The organism is Pseudomonas sp. TWP3-1 (assembly GCF_049896625.1).
Taxonomy (GTDB): Bacteria; Pseudomonadota; Gammaproteobacteria; order Pseudomonadales; family Pseudomonadaceae; genus Aquipseudomonas.
In genome coordinates this window covers 1-17,032 of the sequence record NZ_JAFCUQ010000025.1, presented here as the reverse complement: position 1 = coordinate 17,032, position 17,032 = coordinate 1, and the positions used below count along the sequence as shown (strand labels likewise).

16 protein-coding genes and 1 pseudogene are annotated in these 17,032 nt (G+C 60.4%); 12 read left to right on the top strand and 5 right to left on the bottom strand.

The window, feature by feature from the left end; all coding sequences use genetic code 11:
* Positions 1 to 39 precede the first annotated feature (39 nt).
* The 8 genes from ACP7BN_RS25240 (at position 40) to ACP7BN_RS25205 (ending at position 8,244) form a co-directional block, all read left to right on the top strand.
* Positions 40 to 894 (top strand): MurR/RpiR family transcriptional regulator, encoded by an 855-nt coding sequence (locus ACP7BN_RS25240; protein WP_426206546.1) that lies wholly within the window; start codon positions 40 to 42, stop codon positions 892 to 894.
* A gap of 2 nt (positions 895 to 896) precedes the next feature.
* Positions 897 to 1,541, top strand: a complete 645-nt coding sequence (locus ACP7BN_RS25235) for an isochorismatase family cysteine hydrolase (RefSeq protein ID WP_426206545.1) — start codon at positions 897 to 899, stop codon at positions 1,539 to 1,541.
* Complete coding sequence (locus tag ACP7BN_RS25230) at positions 1,538 to 2,869, top strand: glutamine synthetase (protein ID WP_426206544.1); 1,332 nt, start codon at positions 1,538 to 1,540, stop codon at positions 2,867 to 2,869. The genes ACP7BN_RS25235 and ACP7BN_RS25230 overlap by 4 nt, the downstream gene beginning before the upstream one ends.
* Entirely contained in the window at positions 2,853 to 3,605 is a 753-nt protein-coding gene (locus ACP7BN_RS25225) for an N-formylglutamate amidohydrolase (RefSeq protein WP_426206543.1), read from the top strand. The genes ACP7BN_RS25230 and ACP7BN_RS25225 overlap by 17 nt, the downstream gene beginning before the upstream one ends.
* A 79-nt stretch (positions 3,606 to 3,684) precedes the next feature.
* Complete coding sequence (locus tag ACP7BN_RS25220) at positions 3,685 to 5,034, top strand: APC family permease (protein WP_426206542.1); 1,350 nt, start codon at positions 3,685 to 3,687, stop codon at positions 5,032 to 5,034.
* Positions 5,035 to 5,152: 118 nt separating this feature from the next.
* Positions 5,153 to 6,169 (top strand): arginine N-succinyltransferase, encoded by a 1,017-nt coding sequence (locus tag ACP7BN_RS25215; protein ID WP_426206541.1) that lies wholly within the window; start codon positions 5,153 to 5,155, stop codon positions 6,167 to 6,169.
* 55 nt (positions 6,170 to 6,224) lie between these two features.
* A complete protein-coding gene (gene astA / locus ACP7BN_RS25210; RefSeq protein WP_426206540.1) occupies positions 6,225 to 7,259 on the top strand; it encodes an arginine N-succinyltransferase in 1,035 nt (344 codons plus the stop codon).
* A gap of 115 nt (positions 7,260 to 7,374) precedes the next feature.
* Entirely contained in the window at positions 7,375 to 8,244 is an 870-nt protein-coding gene (locus ACP7BN_RS25205) for an isocitrate lyase/PEP mutase family protein (protein ID WP_420649508.1), read from the top strand.
* Positions 8,245 to 8,374: 130 nt separating this feature from the next.
* Here ACP7BN_RS25205 and ACP7BN_RS25200 read toward each other — a convergent pair whose 3' ends face one another.
* The 3 genes from ACP7BN_RS25200 to ACP7BN_RS25190 form a co-directional block, all read right to left on the bottom strand.
* On the bottom strand, positions 8,375 to 8,677 hold the full coding sequence (locus ACP7BN_RS25200) for a hypothetical protein (protein WP_426206539.1): 303 nt from the start codon (positions 8,675 to 8,677) through the stop codon (positions 8,375 to 8,377).
* Positions 8,678 to 9,351: 674 nt separating this feature from the next.
* Positions 9,352 to 10,590 carry a M20/M25/M40 family metallo-hydrolase gene (locus tag ACP7BN_RS25195; RefSeq protein ID WP_426206538.1) on the bottom strand — a complete coding sequence of 413 codons (1,239 nt, stop codon included), beginning with the start codon at positions 10,588 to 10,590 and terminating at the stop codon, positions 9,352 to 9,354.
* An 85-nt stretch (positions 10,591 to 10,675) separates the two neighbouring features.
* Positions 10,676 to 11,749 carry a diguanylate cyclase gene (locus tag ACP7BN_RS25190; protein WP_426206537.1) on the bottom strand — a complete coding sequence of 358 codons (1,074 nt, stop codon included), beginning with the start codon at positions 11,747 to 11,749 and terminating at the stop codon, positions 10,676 to 10,678.
* A gap of 190 nt (positions 11,750 to 11,939) precedes the next feature.
* On the opposite strand from ACP7BN_RS25190, the gene ACP7BN_RS25185 reads away from it, so the two are divergent.
* The 3 genes from ACP7BN_RS25185 to hglS all read left to right on the top strand — a co-directional run bounded on the left by ACP7BN_RS25185 (position 11,940) and on the right by hglS (position 15,838).
* Positions 11,940 to 13,394, top strand: a complete 1,455-nt coding sequence (locus ACP7BN_RS25185; RefSeq protein ID WP_426206536.1) for a flavin-containing monooxygenase — start codon at positions 11,940 to 11,942, stop codon at positions 13,392 to 13,394.
* Positions 13,395 to 13,416: 22 nt separating this feature from the next.
* Positions 13,417 to 14,355, top strand: a complete 939-nt coding sequence (locus ACP7BN_RS25180; RefSeq protein ID WP_426206535.1) for an alpha/beta fold hydrolase — start codon at positions 13,417 to 13,419, stop codon at positions 14,353 to 14,355.
* A 112-nt stretch (positions 14,356 to 14,467) separates the two neighbouring features.
* Positions 14,468 to 15,838: a 2-oxoadipate dioxygenase/decarboxylase HglS gene (hglS, locus tag ACP7BN_RS25175; protein ID WP_426206534.1), complete on the top strand. Its 1,371-nt coding sequence runs from the start codon at positions 14,468 to 14,470 to the stop codon at positions 15,836 to 15,838.
* Between the two features lie 55 nt (positions 15,839 to 15,893).
* Here the strand turns inward: hglS and ACP7BN_RS25170 are convergent, their stop codons facing one another.
* A complete protein-coding gene (locus ACP7BN_RS25170) occupies positions 15,894 to 16,571 on the bottom strand; it encodes a type 1 glutamine amidotransferase domain-containing protein (protein WP_426206533.1) in 678 nt (225 codons plus the stop codon).
* A gap of 7 nt (positions 16,572 to 16,578) precedes the next feature.
* A complete protein-coding gene (locus ACP7BN_RS25165; protein WP_426206532.1) occupies positions 16,579 to 16,839 on the bottom strand; it encodes a hypothetical protein in 261 nt (86 codons plus the stop codon).
* A 116-nt stretch (positions 16,840 to 16,955) separates the two neighbouring features.
* On the opposite strand from ACP7BN_RS25165, the pseudogene ACP7BN_RS25160 reads away from it, so the two are divergent.
* Positions 16,956 to 17,032 (top strand): annotated as a pseudogene (locus tag ACP7BN_RS25160) (Hcp family type VI secretion system effector); the annotation flags it as partial.

Sequence of the window (17,032 nt, the reverse complement as noted above, 5' to 3'; positions counted from 1 at the left end):
GAAGCAGATTCAACATCCCCCCATCCAGCAGGAGCCCGGATGCCCCCTCTTAGAGACCTGATCACCGACCCCGGCCTGGAATTGACGCCGTCGGAGCGCAAAGTCGTTCGCGCCTTGCTCGATCAGTACCCGCGCAATGGCCTCGGCCCAATGGCACGTCTGGCCGAACATGCTGGCGTCAGCGATCCGACCATCGTGCGTCTGGTGAAGAAACTCGGTTTCGGTGGCTATGCCGAATTCCAGGACGCGCTGCTCAGCGACATGGATCATCGCCTGCGCTCGCCGCGCACCCTGTTGCAACCGCGTTCGCACCAGAACAAGGACGATGTATGGAGCCATTATCTGGCCGACAGTCAGCGCCAGTTAGGTGAAACCCAATCGCTGACGCAACCCGAAGATGTGCGCATCCTCACCGACTGGCTGCTCGACACGCGGCATCAGGTGTACTGCTTTGGCGGGCGTTTCAGCAGCCTGATGGCAACTTACCTGCTCAATCACCTGCGCCTGCTGCGCCCCGGTTGCTTTGCGCTGGAAGACAACCCGCAACTGCCGGATCGCCTGTTCGACCTGCAACGTCAGGACGTGGTGCTGGTGTTCGACTATCGCCGCTACCAGACCCAGGCCCTGCGCGTGGCCAGCGCCGCAAAGAACAGCAACGCCCGCGTCGTGCTGTTCACTGACATCTATGCCTCGCCGCTGCGTGAAATGGCCGACCTGATCATCAGCGCCACGGTGGAATCGGCGTCGCCGTTCGACACCATGGTCCCGGCGCTGGCTCAGGTCGAAGCGTTGATCGCCTGTCTGACGTTGCGCAGCCCGGATCTGGCCGATCGCCTGGAAGGCATCGACGCCTTGCGCAACGACTTCAACACTCACTTGCTGGAGGATAAATAAGGATGTTCAGCCTTCCCCACCGTTCGCCTCGGGACCTGCCGTTTGTCACCGGGCACACCGCGCTGTTGCTGGTGGACATGCAGCGTGCTTGGCTTGAGCCGCAGTTCGACCCGCACCTCGACGAGCCGGACGCCGCGTACTTCCTCAATCGAACCCACACGCAAGTGGTGCCTAATCAAGTTCGCCTGCTCAACGCTTTCCGCAATGCGCGGCAGAACGTATTGCACACGCTGATCGAAAGCCTGACCGCTGACGGCCGCGACCGCTCGCTCGATCACAAACTGTCGGACATGCATTTGCCCAAGGGCAGTCCGCAGGCGCAGGTTATTGCCGAGCTGACCCCGGCAGAAAATGAAATCGTCCTGCCGAAGACTTCCTCCGGTGTTTTCAACTCGACCAACATTGATTACGTGCTGCGCAACCTCGAAACCCGGCATCTGATCATCGCCGGCATCGTCACTGACCAATGCGTGGACATGGCCGTGCGCGACGCCGCCGACCGTGGCTATCTGGTGACGCTGGTGGCCGACGCCTGCGCGACCTACACCGAGGCGCGACATGACGCGTGCCTGAACGCGATCAAGGGTTACTGCTGGATCACTGACACCGACAGCGTGCTCGGCCGTTTGCAGGAGATGCAGCCATGAGCGAGCGCCTGACGCCGTTGCCGATGACCACCATCGTCACCACCGACCTGATCGGTATCACCCGTGGTCGCTCGTTTCCCACCGATGAGTTGGAGCATTATCAGGCTGCCGGTTGCGGCTGGGTGCCGGCCAACAGTGCGTTGACGCCGCAGGATGTCATCGCCTCGACCAACCCGTGGGGCGCTTATGGTGATCTGCGGTTGATTCCCGATCTGGCCAGCCGTGTGACCGTCGGCAATGGCCCGGACGCCTCGGCGCCAGCGCTGGATTTCATCCATGGCGACATCCGCGAGACCGATGGCCGGCCGTGGGGCGCCTGTCCGCGCACGTTGTTGCGCGATGAAATCGAGCGTTATCGCGATCAACTCGGCTTGCAGGTCAACGCCGCGTTCGAACACGAATTCAATCTGCATGCAGGCTTTGCCGAGCACTTGGCGTTCTCGCTTGAAGCGCAGCGTCAAGGTGCGGAATTCGGTGGCTGGCTGCTTAGCGCCCTGCGAGCTGGCGGGGTCGAGCCGGAAATGTTCCTGCCGGAATACGGCAAGCATCAATACGAGATCACCTGCCGCCCGACCTTTGGCGTGGCGGCGGCGGATCGTGCCGTCAACGTGCGCGAAATTACCCGCGAGATCGCCCGGCAGATGGGACTGGATCTGAGCTTCGCGCCGAAAACTGCCGCCGACGCGGTGTGCAACGGCGTGCACCTGCACGTCAGCCTGCTCGATCTGGGCGGTCAACCGATTTTGTACGACGCGGGCACCAGCAATGGCCTGTCGACCCTCGGCCAACACTGGGCGGCTGGCGTGTTGCATTACTTGCCGGCGCTGTGTGCATTTACTGCGCCGACGCCGGTGTCGTATGAGCGCTTGCAGCCACATCACTGGAGCGCATCCTACGCGTGCCTCGGGCAGCAGAACCGTGAAGCGGCGCTGCGCATCTGTCCGACCGTGAGCCTGGGCAGCAAATCCGTGGCGGCGCAGTACAACCTGGAATTTCGCGCGATGGACGCCACCGCCTCGCCGCATCTGGCGATGGCTGCGCTGTTGATCGCCGGGCGGCTGGGCATCGAACAGCGTCTGGCCCTGAACGCAATCACCGATGACATTCCCGATTCTCTCAACAGCGAACAACGCAAGGCGCGGGGCATCGTCGCCCTGCCCGCCTCACTGGTGCAGGCGCTGGATTGCCTGCGTCGCAGCGAGGCGCTGATTGCGGCGTTGCCCGCCGCGTTGCTCGACACCTTTTTCGCCCTTAAAACCGAGGAACTGGCGCTGACGGAACAGCTCTCGCCCGCTGACTTGTGTGAGCACTATGCACGCCTGTACTGAATCCGCCGAGCTTGGGTTGTACACCCGACCGGTCTACAACCTGAGCCGCGCAGACTCGACGCATCCGCTGATTCTGGTGTGCGAGCACGCTAGCCGTTACATCCCCGAGGCCCTGAATAATCTGGGCCTGGACGAGGCTGCTGCGCGTGAACACATTGCCTGGGATATCGGCGCGCGGGAACTGGCCGAGCAACTGTCGGAACAACTCGGCGCCACCCTGTTGAGCGCCAACTATTCACGACTGTTGATCGACCTCAACCGCCCACGGCATGCCCCGGACAGCATCCCGGCGCAAAGCGAGATTTATCAGGTGCCGGGCAACCGCGAGCTGGACGAAGCCACGCGCGAATACCGCCGCCAAACGCTGTTCAAGCCGTTTCACACGCGCCTGCAACAGCTGATCGATGCGCGCCTGGCCGAGGGCCGGCCGGTGCGTGTGGTAGGAATTCACAGCTTCACCCCGATTTATTACGGCCAGCCGCGCGAGCTGGAAGCCGGCGTGTTGTTCGGTCAGGCCAAAGAATATGCCCGGCACATTCTCGACGGCCTCGGCCAGCAGCCGCTGAAAGTCGCCGGAAATCAGCCGTACAAGATCGACCCGCTGGTCGACATGACCGTGCCGGTGCACGGCGATGCCCGAGGTCTGCCATCGGTGCTGATCGAGGTGCGCAACGATCTGCTGCGCAGCCCCGAGGCGGTGTCGCGCTGGGCCGGTTATCTCGCTCCACTGCTGTAACGAAACAATGCTGACGCGGTAAACGATGGATCGATAGAACAACTAAAACGACCGATTGCCTGACAAGGAGTGGCGCTGCATGGAAATAGAACAATTCGGCTACAAACAGGAGTTGAAACGCAGCCTGACGCTGACCGACCTGGTGGTCTACGGGATGATCTTCATGATCCCCATCGCCCCGTTCGGCGTGTATGGCTACGTGAACGCCGAGGCACCGGGGATGGTGCCGCTGGCCTATATCATCGGCATGGTCGCGATGCTGTCTACCGCGCTCAGTTACGGCAGCATGGCGCGCGCATTTCCGATTGCCGGCTCGGTGTATTCCTACGCCCAGCGTGGTTTGAATCAACACGTCGGCTTCATCGCCGGCTGGCTGATGCTGCTCGATTACCTGCTGATTCCGCCGCTGCTCTACGTCTATGCGGCGATGGCGCTCAACCATTTGTACCCGGACATTCCAAAAGTCGGCTTCATTCTGGCGTTCCTCGTCAGTGCGACGTTCGTCAACCTGCGCGGGATCACCTTCACCGCGCGTATCAACATCGTGTTTCTGCTGGCGCAATTGGTGGTACTGGGGATTTTCCTGTTTTACGCCTGGAACGCGCTGCACAACGGTGGCGGCAACGGGGAACTGACGCTGGCGCCACTGTATCACCCGGAAACTTTCAACTTCGCCCTGCTGATGCAAGCGGTGTCGATTGCAGTGCTGTCGTTCCTCGGCTTCGATGCGATCTCCACGCTCGCTGAAGAGATCAAGGGCGATCCGGGCCGCAGCGTCGGCAAAGCGGCGCTGATCACACTGCTGGTGATGGGCGTGATCTTTGTCGCGCAAACCTGGATCGCTACCGATCTGGCAGCGGGCATGGGTTTCAAATCGGCTGACACTGCGTTTTATGAAATCGCCGAAATCGCCGCCGGCAGTTGGCTGGCGTCCCTGACCGGCATCGCCACGGCGTTGGCTTGGGGTGTGGCGGTGGCGATTACCTCGCAAGCGGCGGTTTCGCGCTTGCTGTTCGGCATGGCCCGCGACGGCAAGCTGCCGAAAGTGCTGGCCAAGGTCCATCCGAAACACAACACGCCTTACCTGAGCATTTATCTGGTGGCGGTGCTGTCGCTGGTGATCTGCTACCTGTTCATCAACTCGGTGGACACCCTGACCTCGCTGGTCAACTTCGGCGCCCTCAGCGGTTTCATGCTGCTGCACCTGACCGTGATCAATTACTACTGGCGCCGGCAGAAATCCGGCCAGGTCATTCGGCATCTGATCTGCCCGGTGGTCGGCTTCATCATCGTCGCGGCCATCATGTACAACATGGGCGTCGATGCGCAGAAGCTCGGCCTGATCTGGGTGGCGCTGGGTCTGGTGTATCTGTTCTTCCTGAACAAGCTCGGCGCGAATACCGCGCTGCCTGACCCGAGCAATGGCTGACAAGAAAAAGAGCGGCGTCTGACATCAAATCAGGCGACCGCCGATTTAATGCGTGGCAACCGACAGTGATAGTCAGGTTCGGCGAATTCGCCGGACCCTTTGATACAGGAGTGCATCCATGCTGGTCTTACGCCCAGTCGAGCCAACCGACCTGCCGCAACTGCAACAACTGGCCCGCGACAGCCTGGTCGGCGTCACGTCGCTGCCGGACGACAGCGAGCGCCTGCGCGAGAAAATCGCCAGTTCCTGCGCGTCGTTCGATAGCGAGGCGAAGGCGCAAGGCCCGGAGAACTACTTCTTCGTACTCGAAGATCTGGATAGCCAGAAACTCGTCGGTTGCTCGGAAATTCTCGCCACCGCCGGTTTTAACGAACCGTTTTACAGCTTGCGCAATCGCCACTTCACCAGCGCCTCGCGCGAGCTGAACATTGAACACGGCGTGCCGGCACTGTCGTTGTGTCACGACCTCAGCGGCCACACGCTGCTGCGCGGTTTTCACATCGACGCGGGGCTGGTGCGTACGCCGTTTTCCGAACTGCTGTCGCGCGCACGCCTGCTGTTCATCGCAGCACACAGCGAACGCTTTGCCGACGCGGTGATCACCGAAATCGTCGGTTACAGCGACGAGAACGGCCATTCGCCGTTCTGGGATGCGCTGGGCAAACACTTCTTCGATCTACCCTACGTCGAGGCCGAGCGTCTGTGCGGATTGCAGAGCCGGACCTTTCTCGCCGAACTGATGCCGCAGTATCCGATTTACGTGCCGATGCTGCCTCAGGCTGCACAGGATTGCATTGGCGCCGTCCATCCCGATGGCCAAGAGGCCTTCGACATCCTCGAGCGCGAGGGTTTCGAGACCAACAGCTACATCGACCTGTTTGACGCCGGCCCGACCTTGTATGCGCGCACTGCGAACATTCGCTCGATCGCCAAGGGTCAGACGGCAACCGTCGATCAGCAAGCAACAATCGATGCTCGCGGTCGCTACTTGTTGAGCAATGACGGACTGCATGGTTTTCGCGCGATCGTCGCCGAACTCGATTATCAGCCCGGCCAACCGTTGGCCCTGACCCCGGCACTGTGCACGGCGCTGCACGTGACCGATGGCAGCACGATCCGGCTGACCTCGCTGTGACACGCGCCCCGATCCAACGACAGTGCCCGAGCAGGCGCGCAAAAGGAGTTGCAACATGATTGTCCGTCCGGTTCTGGTCAGCGACCTGCCAGCGTTAATGACCCTGGTGCAACAGGCTGGCCCGGGGTTCACCACCCTGCCGGCCAACGAAGATCGTCTGGCCCACCGGGTACGCTGGGCCCAGCGCGCCTTCGCCGAGCAGGTCGAACGTGCCGATGCCGACTACCTGTTCGTGCTTGAGGACGACGAACAGCGTGTGGTCGGCGTCAGCGCCATGGCCGGCGCAGTCGGTCTGCGCGAACCCTGGTACAACTATCGCGTCGGGCTGACCGTCAGCTCGGCGCCGGATCTGGGCATTCAGCGGCAGATCCCGACGCTGTTTCTCAATAACGAACTGACCGGCCAATCGGAACTGTGCTCGCTGTTCCTGCGCCACGACCAGCGCCACGGCAGCAATGGGCGCTTGCTATCGCTGGGCCGGCTGCTGTTTGTCGCCGAATTTCCGCAGCTGTTTGGCGAAAAAATGATTGCCGAATTGCGTGGCAGCGCTGACGAGCTGGGTTGTTCGCCGTTCTGGGACAGCCTCGGTCGGCACTTCTTCCAGATGGATTTCAGCCACGCCGATCATTTGTCCGGGCTGGGCAACAAATCCTTCATCGCCGAACTGATGCCGCGTCAGCCGCTGTACACCTGCCTGCTCACCGAACAGGCGCAAGCGGTGATCGGCCAGCCGCACCCCAACACCGAACAGGCGCTGAAAATCCTCCAGGCTGAAGGTTTCGCGCACAAAGGCTACATCGACATTTTCGACGGCGGTCCGGTGATCGAAGCGCCGATCCGCAACATCCGCACCGTGCGCGACAGTCTTGAACTGACTCTCAGCGTCGGCACCCCGGACGATCAGGCGCCGCTGTGGCTGATCCATAATCGGCGCCTGGAAAACTGCCGCATCACCGTCGCCCCCGCGCGTCGGGTCGGCAGCAGTCTGGTGATCGACCGCCTGACCGCCAAACGCCTGCAACTGCAACCGGGCAACTCGGTGCGCGCGGTATTGTTACCCAATCAACAGCAGCACGCCGTGGCGGCCTGAGCACCGCCACGCAAATTCGTCATGATCCTTGCCCCTTTCGCGTGATAGCCTTTTCATCCTTCGGCGTTGACACCTTTGTTCAAGCCTTTCCATTCCTTCGTATGGTGGAACTCGTATGTCCAGGCTTTCTCATCAAGATTTGCGCCGTAACTTCCGTCAACTGCTGGCGTCCGACACCTGCTATCACACGGCTTCGGTGTTCGACCCGATGTCGGCGCGCATCGCCGCTGACCTCGGTTTTGAAGTAGGAATTCTGGGCGGCTCGGTGGCCTCGTTGCAGGTGCTGGGCGCGCCGGACTTCGCTTTGATCACCCTCAGCGAATTCGCCGAACAGGCCACGCGCATTGGCCGCGTCGCGCAATTGCCGGTGATCGCCGACGCCGACCACGGCTACGGCAACGCCCTCAACGTGATGCGCACCATCGTCGAACTCGAGCGCGCCGGCGTCGCCGCCCTGACCATCGAAGACACTCTGCTGCCGGCACAATTCGGCCGCAAATCCACTGACCTGATCTCGGTCGCCGAAGGCGTCGGCAAGATCCGCGCGGCACTTGAAGCACGGGTCGATTCGGAAATGGCCATCATCGCGCGCACCAATGCGGGCATTTTGCCGAACCAGGAAATCATCAGCCGCACCCGCCAATATCAGGCCGCCGGTGCTGACGGGATTTGCATGGTCGGGATTCAGGACTTCGATCAACTCGAACAGATCGCCGAACACCTGAGCGTGCCGCTGATGCTGGTGACCTACGGCAACCCTGCCCTGCGCGACGACAAGCGCCTGGCCGAACTGGGTGTGCGTGTGACGATTGATGGTCACGGCGCTTACTTTGCCGCGATCAAAGCCACGTACGACAGCTTGCGTGAACAGCGGCAGATGTTTGCTCAGGCCTCGGATTTGAGCGCTACCGAGCTGACGCATACGTATACCCAGCCTGAGGAATACATTCGCTGGGCCAAGGAATTCATGAGCGTTAAAGAGTGATGTATCGGCCCGGCTGACGCCATCGCTGGCAAGCCAGGCTCCCACAAATTCTGTGGCTGACCACGGATTGGTGGCTACCACCAACCCTGTGGGAGCTGGCTTGCCAGCGATGGGGCCCGCTGCTTCACCGCTAAGCTGGCGTGCTATACGCCTTTTCCCGCTGCATCGCGCGCATCTGAATCACGTTCAAAATCGCACAACCTTCGCGCATCAACAGATGCACCGCGTTGGTCACCCGCGTCAGATCACAACCGGAAATGCCCTGCAGGCTGAGACTGGAGAACGTGTCCGCCAGATCGCGCACGACCACGAACCGGTGCATCGCGCAGGCAGCGAGGTCGCTGAGTTCTTTATGGGTATTGATGAAGAGCACCGGGGTTTCGGCGTCGTAGGTGTCGATGGGGAGGTAGCGGGGGATTACTTGATCTTCCATTGGTGTAACTCCTGTATTAAGGACTGTCACCATTCGCGGCCAAACGAAGAGGGTGGCAGCCGTACGCGGGTTGGCCGACCGGATACAGGAACCGGCACACCCGGAGGTGTCCCACGCACAGCCGCCAAAACACAACAACTCAGACGAAATCGTCAGATATGTTGGACAGACTGTACGTTCCTGTATCGACCGGCCAAGGTCGTTCGCGGAGTTTTGCGCGAGCCCGAACTATAGAGGTCGACACCGAAACGCGGCAACAGGGTACGTTGTAGGAAACGTCTTGGAAAGTTGTGGGGTGGTTTTGCTGGCGGTGTTCGGCTTTAGATCTGGCCCTCACCCTAGCCCTCCCGAAACGTCGGACCGCCCAGAGGTAGAGGGGACCGATCCGGGGATGCTCGAAACATTCATCGACCTGAACCTGCTTACCGAATCCATAATCGACTCGATATTTCAGGTCGATGTACAACGCCAGACACCTCGGTCGGCCCCCTCTCCCTCCGGGAGAGGGCTGGGGCCTTCTGTGGCACGAATTCACCTGTGCCGGGAAAGCCCATAATCGACTCAAGATCTCAGGTCGATGTACAACGCAAGACACCTCGGTCGGCCCCCTCTCCCTCTGGGCGGTCCGACGTTTCGGGAGGGCTGGGGTGGAGGGGCTTTCAGGCTGTATCTCGTCACTGGCCCTTCGCCAATTCCATAATCATCCGCGACAAAAGATAAATCCGCGGCGCCACACTCTCGACCTCGGCATATTCCTCTGGCGTATGAATATTCCCGCCGACAATCCCGAACCCGTCCAGCGTAGGTGTGCCAACCCCGGCCGACAAACTCGCATCTGCCGCCCCGCCGCTGCCTTCTTCAGTCAGCTTGCGCCCCAGCTCGCCATAAATCCCCTGCGCCATCGCCATCAAACGATCCGACTCCCGCGTCTGCGGCATCGGTGGCAGGCCGCGTTGCAAGGTGGTGGTCACGGTCGTGTCTGCAATCAATTTGTCCTGCGACACTCGCGCCAGATCCTTCTCGATCCGGTCGAACTCCTCGGGCACCGCCGCGCGCACGTCAGCCTTGGCGATTGCCTGATCCGGAATCACGTTGGTCCGGTCACCAGCCTTGAGCACGGTGAAGTTGATGGTGGTTTTCTTCGCCTCATCGCCAAGTTTGCCCAGTTGCAAGATCTGGTGCGCCGCCTCCATCGCAGCGTTGCGCCCCAGTTCCGGCGCGACCCCGGCGTGCGCAGCTTTGCCTTTGACTTCGACCAGCGCCGTAGCACTGCCCTTGCGCCACACCACCAGTCCGTCAGCCGGACGCCCCGGCTCAAGATTAAGGGTCACGTCGTGCAGCTTGGCGGTTTTCTTGATCAGGTCGGTGGCGACGTCCGAGCCGGTTTCTTCACTGGCGTCGAGCAGGAAAGTGATCTGCGCGTAATCCTTGAAGTCGAGATTCTTGAGGACTTTCAGCGCGTAGATCCCGGCGACGATGCCGCCCTTGTCGTCCATCACCCCCGGCCCATAGGCGCGGCCATCCTTGATGTGGAACGGGCGCTCGGCGGCAGAGCCTTCCTTGAACACCGTGTCCATGTGCGCCATCAGCAGGATTTTCGCCTTGCCGGTGCCTTTGAACGTGGCGAGGACGTGGTTGGTTTTTTCTGGAGTGTTGGGTACCAGTTCGATGGTCGCGCCGAGTTTTTTCAACTCGTCGATGGCGATGTCGCTTACTTTCTTCAGGCCCGCTTCATCGCCGGAACCAGAGTCGATATTGACCAGTTTCTCCAGCAGTTTCAGGGCTTCGGGTTTGTACTGTTCGGCGTCGGCCAACACTTGCTTGTGCGGCTCGGCGAAGGCGCCAGAGGCGGCGAAGGTGAGCGTCAGGCCGAGGCCGGCAGCCAGCAGGGAGCGCGGAAAATTGCACGTCATGAATCGATCCTTGTTTCGCGTCGGGGCACTCAACCGTACCCGACATCGCGCCAAGGCTCTATACCGGATGCGACCTCGCCAAGACCTAGACCGAACCGAGCACTTCAAGGCGTGGCGGGCTGTCACTGCAACAGATCACCCGATTGCGCCCGCCGGCCTTGGCTTCGTAGAGGGCCTGATCCGCGTCATTCAGCCAGCGCGTCGCATCGGTGTGGCCCGGATCGAGCGCAGCCAGCCCGATGCTCAAGCTGACTTTTAGCGCCGGGTTCTGATCGTAGCCGAGGATAGCGAAACGCTCGCGCAACGCCTCCATGGCTTGGGCTGCGTTGAACAGCGGCAGGTCCGGCAGGATCACGCAGAACTCGTCGCCACCGTAACGCCCGGCGACATCGGCGGCGCGCAAGTTGTGCTTGAGCATTTTGCTGAGCTGGCGCAGGACGATGTCGCCGGCCACATGGCCGTAGGTGTCGTTGATGGATTTGAAATGGTCGATGTCGATCAGCGCAATCGCCGCGCCCTTCTGCTGGAGCCGGCAGCGCTGGAACTCGATTTCCAGTTGATCCTTCCACGCGCCGTGGTTGAGCAGACCGGTGAGGCTGTCGGTGCGGCTCAGCGCCAGCAGTTCACGTTTATGCACGCCGAGCGTGTAGGCCTGGCGGAAACAGATCCAGCCCAGCGCCAGCGGATACAGCATCAACAGCGGCAGGCAGGCATACAACTGCGCCGGCGTGGTCAGGGGCACAAACGCCGGCGCAAACACCACCAACCCGACCGCAACACCAAGCACTTGCGCGGCTGTACCGGCCAGCAGAAAACGCGGACCGCCAATGGCGACGTTGTTCATCGCCATCATCGAAACGGTCATGGCACTGGGCAATGGATTGAAGTGCATGGCCGCCACCCAGCAGCCGCCCATAAAGGCGTCGATCAACAGATTACGGTGTTCGGCGTGAAAAGGAACTGCGGCGCGGCGCGCCCATTGAAATGCCAGATGCGGCCAGATCAGGCCATTGAAAAACATCAGTACCCAGACCCACTTCGGCGGGTCGAGCGGGTACATCGCAACGCTCACGCACAACAGCCCCAGAACCAACCCGAGGATTCGCGACGTGTACAGCCTCCTGGCCAATGAAAGTCCCTTTCCTCCCGTTCTTGCCATAAGGGCCTCGAGCGCTCAACGCAGCTGCGGATACCGGAAAACGGATGTGCTGGGAGTCTAACAGGGCAACGTTAAATAGCCATCACCGGCCAGCGGGCGAAATACCTCGCCATCAGCACCGCCCACAGCACAAATCATTGGCTATACATGAAGTGAGCAAATCGGAAAAAACACTCTAAGAAGGAGGCGCATGCAAACCTATAAAGTGTTGATCATCGGCAGCGGATTTGGCGGCCAATGCGCGGCGGTCAATTTGCTCAAGGCCGGGATCGACGATTTTCGTTTGCTGGAGCGTCGCGACTTCTTTGGCGGCACCTGGTGCCAGAACACCTACCCCGGTGCAGCGGTGGATGTGCCCTCCCCGCTTTACTCGCTGTCGTTCGCGCCCTATCGCTGGACGCAAATGTTCGCCGGGCAGGCCGAACTGCAGCGTTACACCGAACATGTGGCCGAGCATTTCGGGCTGCGTGAGCGTGTGGAGCTGGAGGCCAACGTCGAGCGTGTCGAGTGGGACGAGAGCAAGAAACACTGGACCGTGCACACCAGCGCCAAGGGAATTTTTTATGCGCAGTTCCTGATCAACGCCAGCGGGCCACTGAGCCAACCGGTGATCCCACGCTTCGCCGGGCAGGATCGCTTTCAAGGCAAGACCTTTCATACAAACAATTGGGATCACAGCTACGACTACCAAGGTAAACGCGTGGCGATCGTCGGCAGTGGCGCCAGCGCTGCGCAGGTGATTCCGGCAATCGCCGCTGATGTCGAACATCTGCACGTCTTCCAGCGCACGCCGCACTGGGTGCTGCCGCGTGCCGACCGCACCTTCGGCCGATTTCAGCGCTGGCTGCTGGGACTCAAACCGGCCTACAAGCTGCTGCGCTGGATGATCTATTGGCAGTTCGAAACCCGCGTCATTGCCTTCAAATATTCAAAACCGGCGATTCACATGGTGCAGCGCCAGGCGCTGAAATTCCTCAAACGCCAGATTTCTGATGCCGAACTCCAGCAAAAACTCACGCCGGACTTCACCATCGGGTGCAAACGGGTGCTGGTTTCCAGCACTTACTATCCGGCGCTGACCCGCCCCAACGTGAGTCTGCACAGCCGCGAACAAGCCATCGCCGCGATCGACGAAACCGGCCTGATCACCACCGACGGCAAGCACATCGATGTCGATCTGATCGTGTGGTCGACCGGTTACGACGCCACCGACGGGGTGATTTCCTACCCGGTCAGCGGAAAAAACGCCGTGCAACTGCGCGACGTCTGGGCGCAATACCCACGCGCCTACCTCGGCACCAGCCTGCCGGATTTTCCCAACCTGTTTATCGTCACCGGACCGAACACCGGCATTGGCCACACTTCGGCGCTGTTCATCATCGAATCGCAGATGAATTACATCCTCGACTGTATCCGCACCGTGCAGGCAAAAGGCTTGCGCAGCATTGAAGTTCGCCGCGAGGCAGAACGTACCTACACTGCAATGATCCACCGTGAGATGGAGCGCACAGTCTGGAAAACCGGTGGCTGTCACAGTTGGTATCAAAGCAAGAGCGGTCATGTGATCGCGATGTTTCCGGGCTTCAGTTTCAGCTACCACCGTTTGACCCGGGCGCTGAAACCGGCCGACCACATTCTGTCCTGAACACGTAGAAGGAAGACGTCAGATGCTTTTGCTGTTTGTGGCTATCGCGGTTTTCGCGGCCTGGAGCTGGTTGACTTACCCGACCATCGGCCACTGGTTCTATGACTGGAGCATGGCTGCCGAGGCCAAGCTGTACCGGCTGCACAAGATTGAGGTACCGATCGCCGAGATGACGGTATCGACCTGGCAAGGTGGGCCGTACGAGGCGTCGAGCACGATCTTGATGCTGCACGGCTTCAGCGCCGACAAGAATCTGTGGCTGCGCTGCGCCCGGCATTTTGTCGGCCAGTACCGAGTGATCATTCCGGACCTGGCCGGCCACGGTGAAACCGGCTTCAAGGCTGGCGGCGGTTACGACATCGCAGTCCAAGCGAAACGCATGATCCAGTTGCTCGACGTGTGCGGCGTGGAAAAAGTCCACGTTATCGGCAATTCGATGGGCGGCTACATTGCCGCGTGGCTGGCCGCAACCTATCCCGAGCGGATTGCTTCGCTGGCCTTGATCGACCCGGCCGGCGTCACCGCCCCGGAGCCGAGCGATATGGAGCGTCACCTGGCGCGCGGGCATAATCCGTTCCTGATCAACTCACGTGAAGAATTCCGCAATTTCTACGCGATGACCATGGCCACGCCACCTTGGGTGCCCGGTCTGGTACTCGACGCCATGGCCCAGCGTTATGAGCAGCAGCGCGACGAACTGGAAGAAATATTCCGCGATTTTCGCGCCAGCCCGCCGATGGAACCAAAACTGCCCGACATCAAATGCCCGGCGCTGTTGCTGTGGGGGCGCAAGGACCGGCTGATCGACGTCAGCAGCGTGCCGGTATGGAGCAAGGGCATCGCCAATTTGCGCGTCGATGTTTGGGACGGCGTCGGGCACATGCCGATGGTCGAGCAACCGGCGAGTACCGCGCGCTTGTACCGCGAGTTTCTTGGGGAAAATTCCCGCGAGGTCGTGTGATGGATCAGTCGTTGGCAGAATGAAGTTCGTAGGATTCTTCGTTTGCCCGCGTGGGCGAAGGCTGCGATCTTTTCCCACATCCTTTACGTGACCGTGCCAGGAATTTTTTTTCATGACCGCGCAGCCTTTCGTCAGCCCCGACCTGATCCGCCAACGCTTCTCAAAAGCGATGTCCGACATGTACCGCGAAGAAGTGCCGCTGTACGGCGCACTGATGGAATTGGTGGAAAAAACCAACCGTGAAGTGCTCGAACGCCAGCCGCAGATCGCCCGACAACTGCACAGCACCGGCGAAATCGAGCGCCTGGACATGGAGCGCCACGGCGCAATCCGCGTTGGCACCGCCGCAGAGTTGGCCACCCTCGCCCGCCTGTTTGCGGTGATGGGTATGCAGCCGGTGGGCTATTACGATCTGACTCCGGCGGGTGTGCCGGTGCATTCCACGGCATTTCGTGCGGTGCATGAGGATGCGTTGCAGGTCAGTCCGTTTCGAGTGTTTACCTCGCTGTTGCGTCTGGAATTGATCGAAGACCTTTCGGTTCGGGAGTTCGCTGAATCCGTGCTGGAAAAACGGTCGATTTTTACCGAGCGAGCACTGCAATTAATCGAGCGTGCCGAGAATGCTGGCGGGCTGGTCGATATAGAGGCTGAGGACTTCGTCTTACAGGCGCTGGAGACTTTTCGCTGGCATCACAGCGCAACCGTCAGCGCCGCGCAGTACCAAACGCTGAGCGCTCAGCATCGCCTGATCGCCGATGTGGTGGCGTTCAAAGGCCCGCACATCAATCATCTGACGCCGCGCACGCTGGACATCGACATCGTGCAAGCGCAGATGCCGCTGCATGGCATCACGCCCAAAGCGGTGATCGAAGGCCCGCCGCGTCGGCAGTGTCCGATTCTGCTGCGCCAGACCAGTTTCAAGGCACTCGATGAGCCGATTGCTTTCACCGATCAGACACAAACTCGCGGCAGCCACAGCGCGCGCTTCGGCGAAATCGAACAACGTGGGGCGGCGCTGACGCCCAAGGGCCGCGCGCTGTATGACCGGTTGCTGAATGCTGCGCGGGATGAACTGGGGGAGTTTCCCAATGAAGCCAACGCCGCACGTTACAACGCGTTGATGAGTCAGCATTTCAGCGAATTTCCTGACAGCCTCGATGGAATGCGCGAACAGAAACTGGCGTACTTTCGCTATTTCGTCACCGAAAAGGGCTTGGCGGCGGGTCGGACTGGCACTGCATCGCTGGAGGAATTGCTCCGCGATGGCCGTGTGAAAGCTGAGCCGCTGGTGTACGAAGATTTCCTGCCAGTCAGCGCAGCGGGGATTTTCCAGTCCAACCTCGGGGACGCGGCGCAGACGCACTATGGCGAGCACGCCAATCGCCAGGCATTCGAAACGGCGCTGGGACGTTCGACGATTGATGAGTTGGCGCTGTATGCCGAGACGCAACGGCGCTCAATAGAGAAATGTTTGTCCCACTGAAAGAATCGCAGCCTTTGTAGCTGCCGCAGGCTGCGATCTTTTGATCTCTAACGACTCAACCCAACTTCGCCAAAAGCGCCCTGGCCGTCGCCTCAGAAGAAGCCGGATTCTGCCCCGTCAGCAGCAACCCATCCTCAACCGTATAACTGGCCCAATCCTCAGCCTTGGAATAAACCCCACCCTTGGCCTTCAGCTCATCCTCCACCAAAAACGGTACGACGTCGGTCAACTGCACCGCCTCTTCCTCGGTGTTGGTGAAGCCAGTCACGCGCTTGCCCTTAACAAGCGGCTGACCATCGGCAGCCTTTACATGACGCAGCACGCCCGGCGCGTGACACACCGCCGCCACCGGTTTAGCGCCATTATGAAACGCCTCGATCAGCGCAATCGAATGGCGGTCTTCGGCCAGGTCCCACAGAGGCCCGTGGCCACCCGGATAGAACACTGCATCGAAATCCTCAGCCTTCACCGTATCGAGCTTGACCGTGGCACCCAACGCCTGCTGCGCAGCCGAGTCCTTGCGAAAACGCTCGGTGGCTTCGGTCTGTGCATCCGGCTCGTCGCTCTTCGGATCCAGCGGTGGCTGGCCACCCTTGGGCGAGGCGAGAGTCAACTGCGCACCGGCGTCCTTGAATACGTAATACGGTGCAGCAAATTCCTCCAGCCAGAAGCCGGTTTTCTTGCCGGTATCGCCCAATTGATCGTGGGACGTCAGCACCATCAGGATTTTCATGTCGTTCTCACTCGGTTGAAGAATGTGTCAGTGATTGACCGCCGACCATGGCAAATCGTTCGATAGTGGCGCCGAGCCATACTGCGCAAGAAGTTGCGCAGTAGCCCGTAATAAAACACTCCCTAAAACCGCTACAGGCCTTACGCTGCAAGGCCTGTAGCCAAGTGCGCAAGAAGTTGCGCAGTGCTTCGCGCAACTGCGCAACTTCTTGCGCACTTTTCGCCTGACCGCTGATCAAAAAACGATCAAAATCCTGCACCACAGACACGAAGTCCCCGTCTGACAGGCACTTCGCCAAAGCTGGCACGTTCCTTGATAACAGTCAGCCACCCACCGGGCGATTTTCGCCTCCGGGCACTCTCAATTTCAGCAAGGAGCACACCCATGGCTACACCAGCGTACATGTCGGTTACCGGCGAAAAACAAGGCCTGATCACTGCCGGCGCGTTCACCGCTGACTC

Excerpts from the sequence above, each read along its gene's own strand:
- ACP7BN_RS25240 (WP_426206546.1), top strand. The coding sequence starts at position 40 with ATGCCCCCTCTTAGAGACCTGATCACCGACCCCGGCCTGGAATTGACG.
- ACP7BN_RS25195 (WP_426206538.1), bottom strand. The coding sequence starts at position 10,590 with ATGACGTGCAATTTTCCGCGCTCCCTGCTGGCTGCCGGCCTCGGCCTG.
- ACP7BN_RS25205 (WP_420649508.1), top strand. The coding sequence starts at position 7,375 with ATGTCCAGGCTTTCTCATCAAGATTTGCGCCGTAACTTCCGTCAACTG.
- hglS (WP_426206534.1), top strand. The coding sequence starts at position 14,468 with ATGACCGCGCAGCCTTTCGTCAGCCCCGACCTGATCCGCCAACGCTTC.
- ACP7BN_RS25220 (WP_426206542.1), top strand. The coding sequence starts at position 3,685 with ATGGAAATAGAACAATTCGGCTACAAACAGGAGTTGAAACGCAGCCTG.
- ACP7BN_RS25185 (WP_426206536.1), top strand. The coding sequence starts at position 11,940 with ATGCAAACCTATAAAGTGTTGATCATCGGCAGCGGATTTGGCGGCCAA.
- ACP7BN_RS25235 (WP_426206545.1), top strand. The coding sequence starts at position 897 with ATGTTCAGCCTTCCCCACCGTTCGCCTCGGGACCTGCCGTTTGTCACC.
- ACP7BN_RS25215 (WP_426206541.1), top strand. The coding sequence starts at position 5,153 with ATGCTGGTCTTACGCCCAGTCGAGCCAACCGACCTGCCGCAACTGCAA.
- ACP7BN_RS25200 (WP_426206539.1), bottom strand. The coding sequence starts at position 8,677 with ATGGAAGATCAAGTAATCCCCCGCTACCTCCCCATCGACACCTACGAC.
- ACP7BN_RS25180 (WP_426206535.1), top strand. The coding sequence starts at position 13,417 with ATGCTTTTGCTGTTTGTGGCTATCGCGGTTTTCGCGGCCTGGAGCTGG.
- astA (WP_426206540.1), top strand. The coding sequence starts at position 6,225 with ATGATTGTCCGTCCGGTTCTGGTCAGCGACCTGCCAGCGTTAATGACC.
- ACP7BN_RS25225 (WP_426206543.1), top strand. The coding sequence starts at position 2,853 with ATGCACGCCTGTACTGAATCCGCCGAGCTTGGGTTGTACACCCGACCG.
- ACP7BN_RS25230 (WP_426206544.1), top strand. The coding sequence starts at position 1,538 with ATGAGCGAGCGCCTGACGCCGTTGCCGATGACCACCATCGTCACCACC.
- ACP7BN_RS25170 (WP_426206533.1), bottom strand. The coding sequence starts at position 16,571 with ATGAAAATCCTGATGGTGCTGACGTCCCACGATCAATTGGGCGATACC.
- ACP7BN_RS25190 (WP_426206537.1), bottom strand. The coding sequence starts at position 11,749 with ATGGCAAGAACGGGAGGAAAGGGACTTTCATTGGCCAGGAGGCTGTAC.